This is a genomic window from Streptomyces sp. NPDC049813 (assembly GCF_044465085.1).
GTDB lineage: Bacteria > Actinomycetota > Actinomycetes > Streptomycetales > Streptomycetaceae > Streptomyces.
This window is the reverse complement of the sequence record NZ_JBITLI010000013.1, coordinates 260,910-277,886: the sequence shown is the minus strand read 5'-3', so window position 1 is coordinate 277,886 and position 16,977 is coordinate 260,910. Positions and strand designations below refer to the sequence as shown.

Genomic DNA, 16,977 nt, shown 5'->3' with positions numbered 1-16,977 from the left:
ACTGCAGGGGGGACCCTGTGGGAGAGTAGGACGCCGCCGAACTAATTGTAGAGAAAACCCCTGTCCGGGTTACCGGACGGGGGTTTTCTGCGTTTCAGGGAAAACCCCTTCACGGGCGCAGCGAATCGACCATGCTCCGCAGAATGCGCAACGCGCCCGCCTGCTCGGACTCGGTCAGGCCGGCCAGCATGCGGACCTCCACGGCCCTGACCGCCGCCGTCGCCTCCGCCAAGCTCTCCCGGCCGCGAGACGTCAGCCGCGCCGGCAGCACCTTGCCGACCGAGGCCTCCGCGGGCCGGGTCACGTAGCCGTCCCGCTCCAGGGACTGCAACAGCACGTTCATCGACTGCCGCGTCACGAACGCGCCCCTCGCCAGCTCCGAGTTGGACAACCCCGGGCGCTGGGCGAGCAGTTCGAGACAGGAGTAGTGCGTCACGGTCATCCCCAGAGGGCGCAGCACCTCCTCCATGGCCACTCGCAGGGCGCTCGACGCCTCCTTCAGCAAGTAGCCCAAGGACCTGTCCAGGTCGATTCCGTCCGCGCTTTGACTCATGTCAGTATTCTGACATACCGTGGCTCGTGTCAGGAATCTGACATGAAGAGAAGGAGCATCACCATGCCCGCCACCGGCCCCGACTTCCTCTCGCTCCAGGTGCGTGACCTCGACGCCTCGCAGGCCTTCTACGAGCAGTACCTCGGTCTCGTCCGCTCGCAGGCCGGACCGCCGCATGCCGTCGTCTTCGAGACGAAGCCGATCGCCTTTGCCCTGCGCGACCTCCTGCCCGGGACCGATCTCGCGTCCGTCGCTCAGCCCGGTATCGGCGTTGCGCTCTGGCTGCACGCCACGGATGTCCAGGCCATCCACGACGCGCTCGTCGCCGACGGCCGCCCGATCGTGTCCGCGCCCGTCGACGGCCCCTTCGGCCGGACCTTCACCTTCGCCGACCCTGACGGCTACCAGGTCACGCTGCACGACCGCGGTTGAGCGGCGCCCCGGCCGCGCGTGCGGCCCCTCTCAGGCCGTCGTCGCCAGACGTTCGGCCTCCGCGGGCGGGAAGCCCGCCGAGGAGAGCACCGCGACGACCGCCGCGCGGCCGGCGTCCGCGGCCGGGACGACCCCGTCGTTGACGGCCTCCATCAGACCGAACAGCACCTGTTCGTGCACGTAGGCGAGCGCCTCGGCCGGAAGCGGCGAGGTGAACTGCCCTCTCTCTAGGCCCCACCGGACCAGCTCCGTGCAGGACTCGCGCACCGGCGTGAGCCGCGCCCTGATGCCCTCCATCGTGACGCTGCGCTGCGCGAGATGGACCAGGAGCCGGTAGCGGTCCGCGATCGGCCAGACGGCCAGGATCGAGCGGGCCACCGCCTCCGCCGGGTCGGTGATCCCCGCCCGGCCGGCCCGGTGCGCCTCGGCCACCGCCTGGGCCGCGTCGTCCACCAGCGCCCCCACGAGCGCGTCCCGGCTCGGGAAGTGGCCGTAGACCGTGCGGCGTACGACGCCGGCGGCGCGGGCGATCTGGTCCATGGACGCCTCGGGGTCCCGCAGCAGCTCGGCGAGCGCGACGTCGAGGATGCGGCGGCGGTTGGCGTCGGCCCGTACGGAAGTCACGTCGTTCATTGTGCACGCCCCGCGTGGCCGTCCGACAGCCGCTCGGCCCGGCGACTTTGCACACTGCTGTGCAATGCCTTAGATTGCACATCAGTGTGTAATTGCACAGTGCTGTGCAGGCAGACTCTCCGTTCGATCTCGTCTGTTCTCCCGGGAGGGGCTCCGCGTCATGCGCCTCGTCATCAACGAGCCGGTCGCCACGATGGACCGGCCGTACGCCCGCCGCTGGTGGGCCCTGCTCGTGCTCTGCCTGAGTCTGTTGATCATCGTGATGGCCAACACCGCCCTGACGGTCGCCGCCCCCGACATGACCCAGGACCTGGGCCTCTCCAGCGCCGACCTCCAGTGGGTCATCGACGGCTACACCGTCCCGTACGCCGCGCTGATGCTGCTGCTCGGCGCGATCGGCGACAAGTACAGCCGGCGCGGGGCGCTGATCCTCGGGCTCGTCGTGTTCGGCGGCGGCGCCGTCACCGGGTCGCTCGTCTCCAGCTCCACCGGCGTCATCGCCGCCCGTGCCGTGATGGGCGTGGGCGCCGCGATGATCATGCCCGCCACCCTGTCGCTGCTCGCGGCCACCTTCCCGCGCGCCGAGCGGGCCAAGGCCATTGTGCTGTGGACGGCCACGGCCGGGCTCGCCATCGCCGCGGGCCCGCTCGTGGCCGGCGCGCTGCTGCGCGGCCACGGCTGGGCCTCCACTTTCCTGATCAACGTGCCCGTCGCCGCCGTCGCGATCGTCGGCGCGCTGGTCCTCGTACCGCCGTCGAAGGCCGGGCACCAGGGCCGGATCGACTACGTCGGCGGGCTGCTCTCCGTCGTCTGGGTCGGCGCGCTCGTCTATATGATCATCGAGGGCCCGCACTTCGGGTGGGGCGTCAAGGCGGTCACGGCCGCCGTGGTGGCCGGGGTGGCGCTGGTCGCCTTCGTGCTGTGGGAGCTGCGGCACCCGCGCCCCGTGCTCGACGTGCGCCGGTTCACCGACCGCCGCTTCGCCGGGTCGAACCTGGCCGTCGCCCTCTTCTTCCTGGCCGTCTTCGGCGCCTTCTACTACCTCACGCAGCACCTGCAGTTCGTGCTCGGGTACGACGCGTGGGAGACCGGCGTACGGATGCTGCCGCTGGCCGGTGCGGTCTTCGTCGGCTCGGCGCTCACCGGCTACCTCACCCCCCGCGTCGGCATGCGGATCACGGTGACCGCGGGCATGGTCGGCGGCACGGCGGCGCTCGCCCTGCTGACCCGGGTGGACGCGGCATCGGGGTACGGCGACTTCGTCCTGCCGCTGGTCATCCTCGGGCTCGCGATCGGGCTGGCGCTCTCCCCGTGCACGGACGCGATCATGGGCGCGTTCCCCGAGTCCCAGCTGGGGGTCGGCGGCGCCGTCAACGACACCTCGCTGGAGCTGGGCGGCTCGCTCGGCATCGCCATCCTGGGGTCCGTGCTCGCCGGTGCGTACTCCTCAGGGCTGTCCGACGCCGCGTCGGGCACCAAGCTCCCCGGCGACGCGCTCTCCACGGCACAGGACTCGGTCGGCGCCGGGTACGCGGTCGCCCGCGGGATCGGGGCGCAGGCCCACAAGCTCGCCGAGCAGGCGGCCGGCACCACCGACCCGCAGCAGGCGGCGCAGCTCAAGGAGCAGGCGACGCAACTCGCCACCGGAGCCCGGCAGATGACCGAAGCCGTGGGCTCGTCCTTCGCCGACGCGGTGGCGCACACCAGCGTCGTCGGCGCCGTCGTCCTCGGCGTCGGCACGGTACTGGTGGCGGTGCTGCTGCCCCGCAAGGGCGCGGCGGCCACCCGGCCGGACGGCTCCGGGAAGGACGGAGCGGCAGAGCGCGCCGACGAGGAACTGGTGGCTCCCTAGGGATCGTCAGCACAGCCCCTCCGTCGGCCCGCACGGCGGGGCAGGAGGGGCTCGGCGGACCTGACCCGGCGGTGGTCCGTTCCGGCGACGGAGTCAGACCGCGCCCTGCCCTGCTTCGTGGAGCCGAGTCAGCAAGGTCATGAGCTGCTGTCGCTCCTCCGGGGCGAGGGGCGCCAGCAGCTCGGCATTGGCGGACTCGGCCAGGGTTCGGCAGCGGGAGAGGACGGCCCCGCCCTTCGGGGTGACGGTGACGGCGTTCTTCCGGCGGTCGGAGGGGTGGGGCGCGCGCAGGACGAGGCCCGCGGCCTGGAGGTGGTTGAGGATGCCGACCATGTCCTTGGGGTCGACGCCCAGCCGGCGGCCCAGGTCGGCCTGGGTGACAGGTCCGTACTCGGCCGTGGCGGCCAGTACCGCGTGGTGCATGAGCTTCAGCCCCTCCGCGGCGATCGCGTCGGCGACCATGCTCCGCCCCCGGGCCGCGACCCGGCCGATGAGCCACGACGGCAGGGACTGGATGTGCTGGAGATCCGGGGGCATGGCCCCAGCCTACCCAAAGTCGTTGGACTTCCCCACGATATGGCTTATCGTTGGGAAGTCCAACGATTTCGGATCGGGGAGGTCCTGTGCTGCGCATCCGCCATGAGGTGAACGGTGGGCCCGGCGTGCTGTGCGCCGAGGAGGTGGAGCGGCCCGAGGCGGGTGCCGAGGAGGTGCTGATCCGGGTCGAGGCGGTAGGGGTGACCCTGCCTACCGTGCGCAAGGTGCGGGAGGGCGGCGAGCCGGTCTCGCTGGGAGGGGAGGTCGCCGGGGAGATCGTCGCCCTGGGGGCGCACGTCACCGCCTTCGCCGTGGGGGACCGGGTGACCGGGCTCTGCTTCGCGGACGCCTACGCCGAGTTCGCGGTGCTGAACACCGCTATGGCGTCCCCGATCCCGGACGGTGTGCCGGCCGTGGAGGCGGTCGCCCTGGTCCGCAGCGGGCTGGTGGCGCGCGGTGCCTACGAGGCCGCGCGCGCGAAGCCCCGGGAGTCGGTGCTGGTCACGGCGGCGGCCAGCGGCGTGGGGACGCTGGCCCTCCAGTACGCCAGGGCCGGCGGGGCGGCACGCGTCGTCGCCGCCGTCAGCAGCGCCGACAAGGCAGCCCTCGTCCGAGGGCTCGGCGCCGACGAGGTCGTCCTGTACGAGGACGCCGACTGGGGCGCCCCGTACGACGTGATTCTCGACGGCGTCGGCGGCGCGCTTCTCGATCCCGCCGTACGGGCCCTCGCGACGGGCGGGCGGCTGGTGGCCTTCAGCTCCGGCGGCGGCACGGTCGAGGCGTACGAACTTCTGGTCCGGGGCGCCTCGGTGATCGGCTTCCAGATGCGGGCCGTCGCCCTCGGTGAACCTGCGCTCTACGAACGTTGGTTGGGTGAGCTCTGGCAGCTGCGCGACGCGGGGACCCTGCGCACGGTGGTGCACGAGGAGATCCCCCTCGTCGAAGCGGCCCGCGCCCACACCGTCATCGAGCAGCGCCGCAACCTCGGCAAGGTCGTCCTCGTCCCCGGACCGGGCGGGGCATGACTCGGGACCGTGGGGTGAGCCGGGGCCGTTGTCAGTGGGGGCCTCTACTGTGAGGGCAGTCCGTGACGCTCTCGTTCAGGAGGCTCCCGCCATGACGACCCTGCCCGACCGACCCCGTACCGCCCTGCTCGTCATCGACGTACAGAACGGAGTGGTGGAGCAGGCGGTGCGCCGCGACGAGGTCGTCGCGCGCATCGCCGCCCTCGTCGAGCGGGCCCGCGCCGAAGAGGTGCCCGTCGTGTGGGTGCAGCACGCGGACGACGACCTCAAGGAGGGCACGCAGGCCTGGAGTTACGTGCCCGACCTGGTGCGCCGCGAGGGAGAGCCCCTGGTGCACAAGAAGTACGGGGACTCGTTCGAGGCCACCGAACTGGAGGCGGTGCTCGCCGAGCGCGGGGTCGGGCGGCTCGTCGTCACCGGCGCCCAGACCGACGTCTGCATCCGGTCGACGATCCACAGCGGCTTCCTGCGCGGCTACGACGTGACACTCGTCGGCGACGCGCACACCACGGAGGACCTCAGCGCCTACGGGGCGCCGGCGCCGGAGCTGGTCATCGCGCACACCAATCTGTACTGGAGCCACCACGGTGCGCCGGGGCGTACCGCGGAGACGGTGGACGCGGCGGACGTGACGTTCTGAGGGCGCTCCCGGGCCGGTTGCGCTGGCCTTGACGTCAGGGGAAAGGTCTACCGTCGGGGACATGCGCATCGGAGAGCTCGCGGACCGCGCCGGCACCACCACGCGGACGCTCAGGTACTACGAGTCGCGCGGGCTGCTGCCCGCGCGGCGCGGTGGCAACGGGTACCGGACCTACGACGAGGCGGATCTGCGCGCCCTGCAGCAGATCCGCACGCTCCAGGACTTCGGGTTCGACCTGGAGGAGACCCGGCCGTTCGTGGAGTGCCTGCGCGCCGGGCATCCGGAGGGTGACTCCTGCCCGGCGTCGCTGGCGGTGTACCGCAGCAAGCTCTCCGAACTGGACGCGCTCATCGACGAGTTGACCGCCGTGCGGGCCACGGTCGGCGCGCAGCTGGAGCGCGCCGAGCGGGCGGTCACGCAGCTGGCCGCCCAGGAGGCGGCACCGCGCTGCGAACTCGGCGGACGACACAAGGAGGAGTGATCATGCGGGATGTCACGGATGCGGACTTCGGTGAGCAGGTACTGCGGTCCGGGCGGCCGGTGCTCGTGGAGTTCACGGCCGCGTGGTGCGGGCCGTGCCGGCAGCTGGCGCCGGTGCTGCGGTCCATCGCGGAGGAGGAGCGCGAGCGGCTCGACGTCGTGGCCCTCGACGTGGACGCCAACCCGGAGACGGCGGCGGCGTACGGAGTGCTGTCGATGCCGACCCTGATGGTCTTCAAGGACGGCGAACCGGTGTGGTCGCGGGTGGGCGCCAGGCCCAAGCGGCGGCTGCTCCAGGAATTGGCCGAGGCCCTCTGAGCGGAGCGGAACCGGGAGAAAGCCGCGGTTGGAATTCACCCCTGCCCGGGGTATATTCGGTGTTTCTGTGTGCCCACAGAAAAGGCCCCTCGCCGGGGGCCAACTAAACACACCGTACCGGGCAGGGAGCAGTTTTGTCAAGCCGGGAATCCGCCGCATCGCAGAAAGAACTGCAAAAGGAACAGGAATTCATCGACCGGCTCTACGCGCGCGTCGACGCGCTGCGCGGCGACGCCGCGGACTCGGTCACCCGGGCCCTGACGCCCGTCGGCACCGGTCAGCAGGCCAGGCTGGAGCGCGACCTGCTGGTCGTGGAGCGCTCGGGACTGCTCGCCGCGCTGAACGCGGTCGACGGGTCGCTCTGCTTCGGCCGCATCGATCTGACGGACGGCGTGACGCACCACATCGGCCGCATCGGAATTCGCGAGGACGACACCGAACACACGCCGATTCTCATCGACTGGCGCGCTCCGGTGGCCCGGCCTTTCTATCTCGCGACCGGCCATCAGCCGATGGGACTGCGCCGGCGCAGGCACCTCACCACCGAGGGCCGCACGGTCACCGAACTGCACGACGAGATCCTCGATCTCGGCGACGACGAGCGCACCGGCTTCGAGGACCCCAGCGGCGACGCCGTCCTGCTCGCCGCGGTGAACTCGGCGCGCACTGGCCGCATGGGCGACATCGTCCAGACGATCCAGGCCGAGCAGGACCGGATCATCCGGCACGACCACCGCGGTGTCCTCGTCGTCGAGGGCGGCCCCGGCACCGGCAAGACGGCGGTGGCGCTGCACCGCGCCGCGTTCCTCCTCTACGAGCACCGGGAGCTGCTCGCCAAGCGGGCGGTGCTGATCGTCGGCCCGAACCCCGCGTTCCTCTCCTACATCTCCGAGGTGCTGCCCGCGCTCGGCGAGACCGGCGTGCTGCTGGCGACGGTCGGCGAACTCTTCCCCGGAGTGCACGCCACCGCCGTCGACGCGCCCGGGGCCGCGGCCGTCAAGGGCGCGGCGCAGATGGCCGAGGTGCTGGCCCGGGCCGTCCAGGACCGGCAGCAGCTTCCCGAGCCGGGCGCGCCGGTGATCGTCCGGCACGACGACGGCGACCTGATCCTCGACTGGGAGATCGCCTACGAGGCACGGCAGGCGGCGCGCGACACCCGGCTGCCGCACAACCTCGCCCGGCCGCACTTCGCGTTCCGCATCCTCGACGCGCTCACCCAGCAGCTCGCGGAGCGGATCGGCGCCGACCCCTACGGCGGGCCGAACTTCCTCGGCCCCGACGACATCGCCCAGCTCGGCAAGGGCGTCGCGGCCAGCGCCGACGTGCACGCAGCGATCGAGGAGCTGTGGCCGACGCTCACCGCCGAGCAGGTGGTCGCCGACTTCCTCGCGGAGCCGGTGCACCTGCCGGAGGCGGACGCGGCGGCCGTGCGCAGGCCCGTCACCGGGCCGGCCGACTGGACCCCCGCCGACGTGCCGCTGCTCGACGAGGCGGCGGAGCTGATCGGGTACGACGACGCCGCGGAGCGGGCCGCGGCCGAGGCCGCGCGGCAGGAGCGGATCGCGTACGCGCAGGGCGTGCTCGACCTCTCGCGCGGCTCGGAGACGTACGAGTTCGAGGACGAGGACGAGTCGGAGGTGCTCGCCGCGCACGACATCGTGGACGCGGACCGGGTCGCCGACTGGTACGAGGAGGAGGACCACCGCAGCGCCGCGGAGCGTGCCGCCGCCGACCGGACCTGGGCGTTCGGGCACATCATCGTCGACGAGGCGCAGGAGCTGTCGCCGATGGCGTGGCGGCTGCTCATGCGGCGCTCGCCGACCCGCTCGATGACGCTGGTCGGCGACCCGGCCCAGACCGCCGAGGAGGCCGGTGTCGGGGCCTGGGACGAGATCCTGGCGCCGTACGTCGAGGACCGCTTCGAGCACACGCGGCTCGGGGTCAACTACCGGACGCCGTCCGAGATCATGGACGTGGCGGCCGCCGTCCTGCGGGCGGAGCACCCGGATTACCGTCCGCCGTCCTCGGTGCGCTCCACCGGGGTGCGGCCTTGGCGGCGGGCCGTGGCGGGCGGCGCCGACGAGGTCGCGCGGGTCGTCGCCGAGATCGCGGCGGCCGAGACCCCGGAGGAGGGGCGGCTTGCGGTGATCGCGCCGCGGGAGACGCTCGGGGCGCTGGCGGAGCGGTTGCCCGGGGTGGTGGCCGGGGCCGAGCCCGATCTGACCCGGCACCTGGTCCTGCTCGATCCGCGTCAGGCGAAGGGGCTGGAGTTCGACCGGGTGATCGTGGTCGAGCCCGGGGAGTTCGGGCTCAGCGATCTGTACGTGGCGCTGACCAGGGCGACCCAGTCCCTGGGGGTCGTGCATGCGGGGGAGCTGCCTCCGGCGCTCCAACGGCTCGACGTGGTGCGCTGAGGCCGGACAGCCGGGCCGCGCGCCGTCGTGGCTGAGCGCGCAGTTCCCCGCGCCCCTGGCGGGGTCACGGTTTCAGCCAGATCGTCGCCAGGGGCGGCAGGGTCAGGCGGACGCTCGCCGGGCGGCCGTGGGCGCCGACGTCGTCCGGTTTCACCGGCTCGGGGTTGCCGACGCCTCCGCCGCCGTAGCGCGCCGCGTCCGTGTTCAGGACCTCGTGCCAGGCGGGGACGGAGGCGGGGACGCCGAGCCGGTACTCCTGGCGCACCACCGGGGAGAAGTTCGAGACGGCGAGCAGCGGGGTGCCGTCGGCGTCGTGGCGCAGGAACGCGAAGACGTTGTCCTCCGAGGCGTCGCCGACCACCCAGGAGAAGCCCGCCGGGTCCGTGTCCCGCTCCCACAGGGCGGGCGCGTCCCGGTAGACGGCGTTCAGGTCGCGCGTGAGGTCGCGGACCCCGCGGTGGTCGGCGGCGGCGCCGTACGCCGGGTCGAGCAGCCACCAGTCCGGGCCGCGCGCCTCCGACCACTCGGCGCCCTGCGCGAACTCCTGGCCCATGAACAGGAGTTGCTTGCCGGGGTGGGCCCACATGAAGCCGAGGTAGGCGCGGTGGGTGGCGCGCTGCTGCCACCAGTCGCCGGGCATCTTCGACACCAGGGACTTCTTGCCGTGCACGACCTCGTCGTGGGAGATGGGCAGGACGTAGTTCTCGCTGTACGCGTACACCATCGAGAAGGTCATCTCGCCGTGGTGGAACCTGCGGTGCACGGGTTCGTGCGCCAGGTAGTCCAGCGAGTCGTGCATCCAGCCCATGTTCCACTTCAGGCCGAAACCGAGGCCGCCGAAGCCGCCAGGACCGACGTGGTGGGTCGCCCGGGTCACCCCGTCCCAGGCGGTGGACTCCTCGGCGATGGTGACGACGCCGGGCACCCGCCGGTACAGCGTGGCGTTCATCTCCTGGAGGAAGGAGACGGCGTCGAGGTTCTCGCGGCCGCCGAACTGGTTCGGGGTCCACTGCCCTTCCTCGCGCGAGTAGTCGAGGTAGAGCATGGAGGCCACCGCGTCGACCCGCAGGCCGTCGATGTGGAACTCCTCGCACCAGTACAGGGCGTTGGCCACCAGGAAGTTGCGGACCTCCTTGCGGCCGTAGTCGAACTCCAGGGTGCCCCAGTCGGGGTGGGCCGAGCGCAGCGGGTCCTCGTGCTCGTACAGGGGACGGCCGTCGAACTCGGCCAACGCCCAGTCGTCGCGCGGGAAGTGGGCCGGGACCCAGTCCATGAGGACGCCGATGCCCGCCTGGTGCAGGGCGTCGACGAGGAACTTGAAGTCGTCCGGGGTGCCGAGCCGGGCCGTCGGCGCGTAGAAGCCGGTGACCTGGTAGCCCCAGGAGCCGCCGAAGGGGTGCTCGGCCACCGGCATCAGCTCGACGTGCGTGAACCCCAGGTCGGAGAGGTAGGCCGGGAGCTGGTCGGCGAGCTGGCGGTAGGTGAGGCCGGGGCGCCAGGACGGCAGGTGCAGTTCGTAGACGGAGAAGGGCGCTTCGTGGGCGGGCCGCTCGCCGCGCGTGCGCAGCCAGGCCTCGTCGTGCCAGGTGTGCTCGGAGACGTGGATGACCGACGAGTTCGCCGGGGGCGTCTCGGTGCGGGTGGCGAGCGGGTCGGCGCGCTGGGTCTTGCTGCCGTCCTGGCGGGTGATCTCGTACTTGTACAGTTCGCCGGCGCCGATGTCCGGGACGAACAGCTCCCACACGCCGGAGGAGCCGAGCGAGCGCATGCTGTGCGCGGCGCCGTCCCAGAAGTTGAAGGTGCCCACGACGCGGACGCCCCGCGCGTTGGGCGCCCAGACGGTGAAGCGGGTGCCCTGGATGCCCTGGTGCTCCATCGGACGGGCGCCGAGCGCCGTCCACAGCTGCTCGTGGCGGCCCTCGCCGATGAGGTGCAGGTCCAGCTCGCCCAGGGCCGGGAGCAGGGAGTACGCGTCGGCGACGTGCTGGGTCGCGTCGGCGTAGGTGATGTCCAGCTCGTACCCGGACGGGGGCGCGGCGGGGTGCAGCAGCGCGGAGAAGAAGCCGTCGCCGTCGTCGTGGAGTTCGGCGCGCAGGCCCTGCGGCGTGCTGACGGTCACCTTGCGGGCGTAGGGGCGCCAGGCACGGAAGGCGACGCCGTCGCCGGCGGGGTGGGCGCCCAGCACGGAGTGCGGGTCGTGGTGGGTGGCCGCGAGCAGCCGGCGCCGGTCGTCCTCCGGCACGGGGACCCCGGCCGCCGCGGGGACCGCTTCGGTGCGGGCCGCCGGGACGGGAGCGGCGGCAGGGGTGGGGGCGGGGGCGCTCCCCGGCGCCGGGCGCGGTGTGCGGGTGGGGCGGCGGGTCACGGTGGGTCCTCCTGGGGCGATGGGGGTGGGCCGCGGTGCGGGGGTGTCTGCGCGCCGGATCAGGGCAGCTCGGCGAGGCGGGCCAGGGCGGCCAGCGGGACCGGCAGCCAGTCGGGGCGGTGGCGGGCCTCGTACAGGGCTTCGTAGATCGCCTTGTCCGTCTCGTACGCCCGCAGCAGGACGGGGTCGGTGCGCGGGTCCCAGCCGGAGGCGGCCGCGTAGCCCACGCAGTACGCGGAGCGGCAGGCCTCGGACCACTGCGGGGACCAGGGGCGGTGCGAGCGGGCGGCGTAGTCGAAGGAGCGGAGCATGCCGGCGATGTCGCGGTGCGGGGGGTGCGGCATCCGGCGCTCCGCGAGCGGCCGGGACGGCTCGCCCTCGAAGTCGATCAGGCGCCAGAAGCCGGACGGGTCGCGCAGGCACTGGCCCAGGTGCAGGTCGCCGTGGACGCGCTGGGCCTGCCAGGTGAGCCCGTCGCCCGCCAGGTCGGTGAGCGCCTCGAACGTGGTGCGCAGGCCGGGCACGTAGGGCAGGAGCGCGGGGACCTGCTGGGCGGTCGTCTCCAGGCGCCGGGTCATCGTCGCGGCCAGCTGCTCGATCTGGACGCGGCTGTAGGTGACGGTGGGCAGGGCCCGGGCGAGGGCGGTGTGCACCTCGGCGGTGGCCCGGCCGAGCTCGCGGGCCTCGGCGGTGAAGTCGACCTGCTTGATGAGGTGTTCCAGTGCCAGGTCCCAGCCGTCGGCGGCGCCCGCGAGGTAGGGCTGGAGCAGGCCGAGGGTGGTCTCGCCGTCGGCCGTCTCGTACCAGGCGAGGGGTGCGGGCACCCGGTCGCAGCCCTCGCGGGCCAGGGCGAGGGGGAGTTCGAGGTCGGGGTTGGTGCCGGGCAGGACGCGCCGGAAGACCTTGGCGATGAGCTCGTCGCCGTACACCACCGAGGAGTTGGACTGCTCGGCGAGGAGCGGGCGGGGCGTCAGGTCGGGGGCGAGGTGGCTGTCCGGGCGGCGGTGGAAGCGCAGGCCGCCGAGGGGCCCGGGTATGCGCAGGCGCTCCAGCAGGACCGCGGCCTGGTGGGGGTCGTGCAGGGCGTCGTACGCGGTGCGGCCGGCGAGGGCGCCGCCCGTGACGTGCCCGATCACGGCGGGCGCGAGGTGGGGCGCCACCGACTCACCGGTACCGATGAGGAGCTGGTAGCAGTCGCCGGGGCCTTCGTCGGCCGGCGGCTGGTGGGCCCGGACCAGGAGGTGCAACAGGGCGCCGTCCGGCCGGAGTTCGGTGGCGGATTCGAGGGTGAGCTCGGTGACCGGGCGCCCCTTCCCCGCGAACCACCGCTGGCGCGGCAGCCACTCCCGCAGCAGCGGGTCGAGGGAGAGGAGCAGCTCGGAGCGGCCCTGCGGCGAGGCGGTGGGCCGGGCTGCGGTTTCCGACATGGCGTCGCGTCCTTTCCTCAGGGGACGCGTCGGGCGGTGCGAGCGGACCCCCGGGTGCGCAGTGCTGTCCAGAGATGGGGACGTGCCGGGTACGCGGGGAGAGTTCCCAGGGCGCGGGGCGGGAAACCGGCACAGCCGCTCTCCCGCCCCGCCGCGCGGCTGCGGGGTCAGTCCCTGCGCAGGCGGAACCAGTAGAAGCCGTGGCCCGCCAGGGTCAGGAGGTAGGGCAGCTCCCCGATGGCCGGGAAGCGCACACCTCCGATCAGCTCCACCGGATGCCGTCCGTCGAAGGCCTGGAGGTCGAGCTCGGTGGGCTGCGCGAAGCGGGAGAAGTTGTGCACGCACAGGACCAGGTCGTCCTTGTACTCGCGCAGGAAGGCGAGCACGGCCGGGTTGGAGGAGGGCAGTTCGGTGTACGAGCCGAGGCCGAACGCGGGGTTCTGCTTGCGGATCTCGATCATCCGGCGCGTCCAGTGCAGCAAGGACGAGGGCGAGGACATGGAGGCCTCGACATTGGTGACCTGGTAGCCGTAGACCGGGTCCATGATCGTGGGCAGCGAGAGGCGGCCCGGGTCGCAGGAGGAGAAGCCGGCGTTGCGGTCGGGCGTCCACTGCATCGGGGTGCGGACCGCGTCGCGGTCGCCGAGCCAGATGTTGTCGCCCATCCCGATCTCGTCGCCGTAGTAGAGGATCGGCGAGCCGGGCAGGGAGAGCAGCAGCGCGGTGAACAGCTCGATCTGGTTGCGGTCGTTGTCGAGCAGCGGGGCAAGCCTGCGGCGGATGCCGATGTTGGCCCGCATCCGCGGATCCTTGGCGTACTCCGCGTACATGTAGTCGCGTTCTTCGTCCGTGACCATTTCGAGCGTCAGCTCGTCGTGGTTGCGCAGGAAGATGCCCCACTGGCAACTGGAGGGAATGGCCGGGGTCTTGGCGAGGATCTCCGAGACCGGATAGCGGGACTCGCGGCGCACCGCCATGAAGATGCGCGGCATCACCGGGAAGTGGAACGCCATGTGGCACTCGTCGCCGCCGGAGGGGAAGTCCCCGAAGTAGTCGACGACGTCCTCGGGCCACTGGTTGGCCTCGGCCAGGATGACGACGTCCGGGTACTGCGCGTCGATCTCCTTGCGGACCCGCTTGAGGAACTGGTGCGTGGCCGGGAGGTTCTCGCAGTTGGTGCCCTCCTCGGCGTAGAGGTAGGGGACCGCGTCGAGGCGGAAGCCGTCGATGCCCAGGTCGAGCCAGAACCGCAGGGCCGCGAGGATCTCCTCCTGCACGGCCGGGTTCTCGTAGTTGAGGTCCGGCTGGTGGGAGAAGAAGCGGTGCCAGAAGTACTGCTTGCGGACCGGGTCGAAGGTCCAGTTGGACGCTTCGGTGTCGACGAAGATGATCCGCGCGTCCTGGTACTGCTTGTCGTCGTCGGCCCAGACGTAGTAGTCGCCGTAGGGGCCGTCCGGGTCGGTGCGCGACTGCTGGAACCACTCGTGCTGGTCGCTGGTGTGGTTCATGACGAAGTCGATGATGACCCGCATGCCGCGCTGGTGCGCCGCGTCCACGAACTCCACGAAGTCCGCGAGGTCGCCGAACTCGGGCAGCACCGAGGTGTAGTCCGACACGTCGTAACCGCCGTCGCGCAGCGGGGACTTGAAGAACGGCGGCAGCCAGAGGCAGTCCACGCCGAGCCACTGCAGGTAGTCCAGTTTCGCCGTGATGCCCTTGAGGTCACCGACGCCGTCCCCGTTGCTGTCCTGGAAGGAGCGGACGAGTACCTCGTAGAAGACGGCACGCTTGAACCAGTCGGGGTCCCGGTCCTTGGCGGGAGTGTCCTCGAAGGTGTCCGGGACGGGCTCATTCATGATCATGGTGTGGGTGACCCTCCGAATTCTGGTTCCAGAGAATTCATCGCGGCGGGGACGGTCGCAGGACGGTGAGGACGTGCGCGGGTTCCCGGCCGGGTTCCAGGCGCACGTAGTTCGTCCTGCCCCAGTGGTGGACGGCGCCGGTGAGCTCGTCGCGGACCGGCACCGATTCGTGCCATGCGAGCCCCAGTCGCGGCATGTCCAACGAGACGGTCGCCTCCTGGGTGTGGTGCGGATCGAGGTTCACGACCACCAGAACCGTGTTCGAGCCGGAGCGTTTCGAGTACACGATCACCTCGTCCTTGTCGGCGTGATGGAAGTGCACGTTGCGCAGTCCGCGCAGGGCGGGGTTGCGGCGCCGGATGTCGTTCAGCCGGGTGAGCAGCGGGGCGATGGTGCGTCCCTCGCGCTGCGCCGACTCCCAGTCGCGGGGCCGCAGTTCGTACTTCTCGGAGTGCAGATACTCCTCGCTGCCCGGCCGCAGGGGAGCGTTCTCGCAGAGTTCGTATCCACTGTAGACGCCCCAGGACGGGGAGAGGGTCGCGGCGAGGACGGCCCGCAGCTCGAAGGCGGGACGGCCGCCGTGCTGGAGGAACTCGTGCAGGATGTCCGGGGTGTTGACGAAGAAGTTGGGCCGCATGGCCGCGGCCGACTCGCCCGCCAACTCCTGGACGTACTCCGTCAGTTCGGTCTTGGTGTTACGCCAGGTGAAGTACGTGTACGACTGCTGGAAGCCGATCTCGGCCAGCGCCCGCATCATCGCGGGGCGGGTGAACGCCTCGGCCAGGAAGATCACGTCCGGGTCGGTGCGGTTGATGTCCGCGATCACGTGCTCCCAGAACACCACCGGCTTGGTGTGCGGGTTGTCGACGCGGAAGATGCGTACCCCGTGCGCCATCCAGTGCCGCAGCACCCGCGTCGTCTCGGCTATGAGCCCGGGCATGTCCCGGTCGAAGGCGATGGGGTAGATGTCCTGGTACTTCTTCGGCGGGTTCTCCGCGTACGCGATCGAGCCGTCGGGCCGGTGGTGGAACCACTCCGGGTGCTTCTCCACCCAGGGGTGGTCAGGCGAGCACTGCAACGCGAAGTCGAGGGCGATCTCCATGCCCAGGTCGCGGGCGGTGGCGACGAAGCGGTCGAAGTCGTCGAGGGTGCCGAGGTCGGGGTGGATCGCGTCGTGGCCGCCCTCGGCCGAGCCGATCGCCCAGGGCACCCCCACGTCGCCCGGGCCCGGCGAGAGGCTGTTGTCCGGGCCCTTGCGGAACGTCGTGCCGATGGGGTGGATCGGCGGCAGGTAGACCACGTCGAAGCCCATCGCCGCCACGGCCGGAAGGCGCCGCGCGGCCGTCGCGAACGTGCCGCTCACCGGCGGTGCGCCTGCCTCCACCACCGCGCCCTCCGAGCGCGGGAAGAACTCGTACCAGGACCCGAAGAGCGCCCGCTCCCGCTCCACCAGCAGGGGGAACTCGTCCGAGGACGTGACCAGGTCGCGCACCGGGTGCCGGGAGAGGACCGCGTCGACGTCCGGCGTGAGGGCCGCGGCGAGCCGGGTCGCCGCCGGGTGCTCCGTGTCCCGGAGCGCGGCGGCGGCTTGCAGAACCGTTTCACGCTGGGGGGAGGTCAGCTCCGACGCGGCCCGTTCGTAGAGGGACGCGCCCTCCTCCAGGACGAGTTCGGTGTCGATCCCCGCCGGGATCTTGATCCGGGCCGCGTGCCGCCAGGTGGCCACCGGGTCGCCCCAGGCCTCCACGGCGAAGCTCCACGCGCCGGGCGCGTCCGGGGTGACCTCGGCGCCCCACCGGTCGGTGCCCGGGGCGAGTTCGCGCATCGGGGTCCACGGCCCCGGCGTGCCGTCCGGGCCGGTCAGGACCACGTTCGCGGCGACGGCGTCATGGCCCTCGCGGAAGACGGTGGCCGTGACCTGGAACGTCTCCCCGACGACCGCCTTCGCCGGGCGGCGGCCCCGGTCGACGACCGGACGGACGTCGCGGACCGGGATGCGGCCGATGGTGACCTGGACCGGGGGCGGCGCGGTGGCCTTGCGCCCGGCGGGCGCTCTGCGCTGGGCGGGGGCCGTCTTGCGGGTGGTGGGTGCGGTGGTGGCTTTACGGGTGGTGGGTGCGGCGGCGGCTTTGCGCGCTGCGGGCGGGGTGGGGGCCTTGCCGGGTGCGGGTGTCGCTGCGTCCGCGGCGGCGGCCTTACGGGTGGCCGGTGCGGCGCTTGCTTTACGGGCGGCGGGCGCCTTGCGCGCGGCCGGGACCTTCGGCTCCGCTGCCTTCTTCGCGGTGCCGGACGCGGCGCTCTTCTTGCGCGCGCGCTGTGCCGGGGGCACTTTCTCCTCGGGGGTGGATGCGCCGGACGGCGTCTGGTCCGACGACGTCGACCTGGGGCGTTGTGCGGGCATGACCGCTCCTGTCCGCGGATTCGGGGGTGGCGGAGACA

Annotated in this window: 14 protein-coding genes; 7 read left to right on the top strand and 7 right to left on the bottom strand. The window is 72.1% G+C overall.

Going from position 1 to position 16,977, the window contains the following annotated elements; all coding sequences use genetic code 11:
- Positions 1 to 109 precede the first annotated feature (109 nt).
- Positions 110 to 553 carry a MarR family winged helix-turn-helix transcriptional regulator gene (locus tag ACIBW6_RS25900; protein ID WP_399063528.1) on the bottom strand — a complete coding sequence of 148 codons (444 nt, stop codon included), beginning with the start codon at positions 551 to 553 and terminating at the stop codon, positions 110 to 112.
- Between the two features lie 63 nt (positions 554 to 616).
- On the opposite strand from ACIBW6_RS25900, the gene ACIBW6_RS25895 reads away from it, so the two are divergent.
- The gene (locus ACIBW6_RS25895) at positions 617 to 985 is read left to right on the top strand and encodes a VOC family protein (protein ID WP_399063567.1); all 369 of its coding nucleotides are present in this window, start codon (positions 617 to 619) and stop codon (positions 983 to 985) included.
- 30 nt (positions 986 to 1,015) lie between these two features.
- Here the strand turns inward: ACIBW6_RS25895 and ACIBW6_RS25890 are convergent, their stop codons facing one another.
- On the bottom strand, positions 1,016 to 1,618 hold the full coding sequence (locus tag ACIBW6_RS25890; protein WP_399063526.1) for a TetR/AcrR family transcriptional regulator: 603 nt from the start codon (positions 1,616 to 1,618) through the stop codon (positions 1,016 to 1,018).
- 160 nt (positions 1,619 to 1,778) lie between these two features.
- Here ACIBW6_RS25890 and ACIBW6_RS25885 point away from each other — a divergent pair, with 160 nt between their 5' ends.
- Positions 1,779 to 3,470, top strand: a complete 1,692-nt coding sequence (locus ACIBW6_RS25885; protein ID WP_399063524.1) for an MFS transporter — start codon at positions 1,779 to 1,781, stop codon at positions 3,468 to 3,470.
- A gap of 93 nt (positions 3,471 to 3,563) precedes the next feature.
- Here ACIBW6_RS25885 and ACIBW6_RS25880 read toward each other — a convergent pair whose 3' ends face one another.
- A complete protein-coding gene (locus tag ACIBW6_RS25880) occupies positions 3,564 to 4,007 on the bottom strand; it encodes a MarR family winged helix-turn-helix transcriptional regulator (RefSeq protein WP_399063522.1) in 444 nt (147 codons plus the stop codon).
- An 86-nt stretch (positions 4,008 to 4,093) separates the two neighbouring features.
- Here ACIBW6_RS25880 and ACIBW6_RS25875 point away from each other — a divergent pair, with 86 nt between their 5' ends.
- The 5 genes from ACIBW6_RS25875 (at position 4,094) to ACIBW6_RS25855 (ending at position 8,884) form a co-directional block, all read left to right on the top strand.
- Positions 4,094 to 5,032: a zinc-binding alcohol dehydrogenase family protein gene (locus tag ACIBW6_RS25875; protein WP_399063520.1), complete on the top strand. Its 939-nt coding sequence runs from the start codon at positions 4,094 to 4,096 to the stop codon at positions 5,030 to 5,032.
- A gap of 91 nt (positions 5,033 to 5,123) precedes the next feature.
- Positions 5,124 to 5,672 carry an isochorismatase family protein gene (locus ACIBW6_RS25870; protein WP_399063518.1) on the top strand — a complete coding sequence of 183 codons (549 nt, stop codon included), beginning with the start codon at positions 5,124 to 5,126 and terminating at the stop codon, positions 5,670 to 5,672.
- 61 nt (positions 5,673 to 5,733) lie between these two features.
- Positions 5,734 to 6,153, top strand: coding sequence for a MerR family transcriptional regulator (locus tag ACIBW6_RS25865; RefSeq protein WP_399063516.1), 420 nt, complete (start codon positions 5,734 to 5,736; stop codon positions 6,151 to 6,153).
- 2 nt (positions 6,154 to 6,155) lie between these two features.
- Positions 6,156 to 6,470, top strand: a complete 315-nt coding sequence (gene trxA / locus ACIBW6_RS25860; RefSeq protein WP_399063514.1) for a thioredoxin — start codon at positions 6,156 to 6,158, stop codon at positions 6,468 to 6,470.
- 170 nt (positions 6,471 to 6,640) lie between these two features.
- Positions 6,641 to 8,884 carry a HelD family protein gene (locus ACIBW6_RS25855; protein WP_399063565.1) on the top strand — a complete coding sequence of 748 codons (2,244 nt, stop codon included), beginning with the start codon at positions 6,641 to 6,643 and terminating at the stop codon, positions 8,882 to 8,884.
- Positions 8,885 to 8,948: 64 nt separating this feature from the next.
- Here ACIBW6_RS25855 and glgB read toward each other — a convergent pair whose 3' ends face one another.
- The 4 genes from glgB to ACIBW6_RS25835 all read right to left on the bottom strand — a co-directional run bounded on the left by glgB (position 8,949) and on the right by ACIBW6_RS25835 (position 16,939).
- Positions 8,949 to 11,126 carry a 1,4-alpha-glucan branching enzyme gene (gene glgB, locus ACIBW6_RS25850; protein ID WP_399063563.1) on the bottom strand — a complete coding sequence of 726 codons (2,178 nt, stop codon included), beginning with the start codon at positions 11,124 to 11,126 and terminating at the stop codon, positions 8,949 to 8,951.
- Between the two features lie 182 nt (positions 11,127 to 11,308).
- The gene (locus tag ACIBW6_RS25845; protein WP_399063512.1) at positions 11,309 to 12,676 is read right to left on the bottom strand and encodes a maltokinase; all 1,368 of its coding nucleotides are present in this window, start codon (positions 12,674 to 12,676) and stop codon (positions 11,309 to 11,311) included.
- Between the two features lie 167 nt (positions 12,677 to 12,843).
- Positions 12,844 to 14,538 carry a maltose alpha-D-glucosyltransferase gene (treS, locus tag ACIBW6_RS25840; RefSeq protein WP_399063510.1) on the bottom strand — a complete coding sequence of 565 codons (1,695 nt, stop codon included), beginning with the start codon at positions 14,536 to 14,538 and terminating at the stop codon, positions 12,844 to 12,846.
- Positions 14,539 to 14,575: 37 nt separating this feature from the next.
- Positions 14,576 to 16,939, bottom strand: a complete 2,364-nt coding sequence (locus ACIBW6_RS25835; RefSeq protein ID WP_399063509.1) for a maltotransferase domain-containing protein — start codon at positions 16,937 to 16,939, stop codon at positions 14,576 to 14,578.
- Positions 16,940 to 16,977 lie beyond the last annotated feature (38 nt).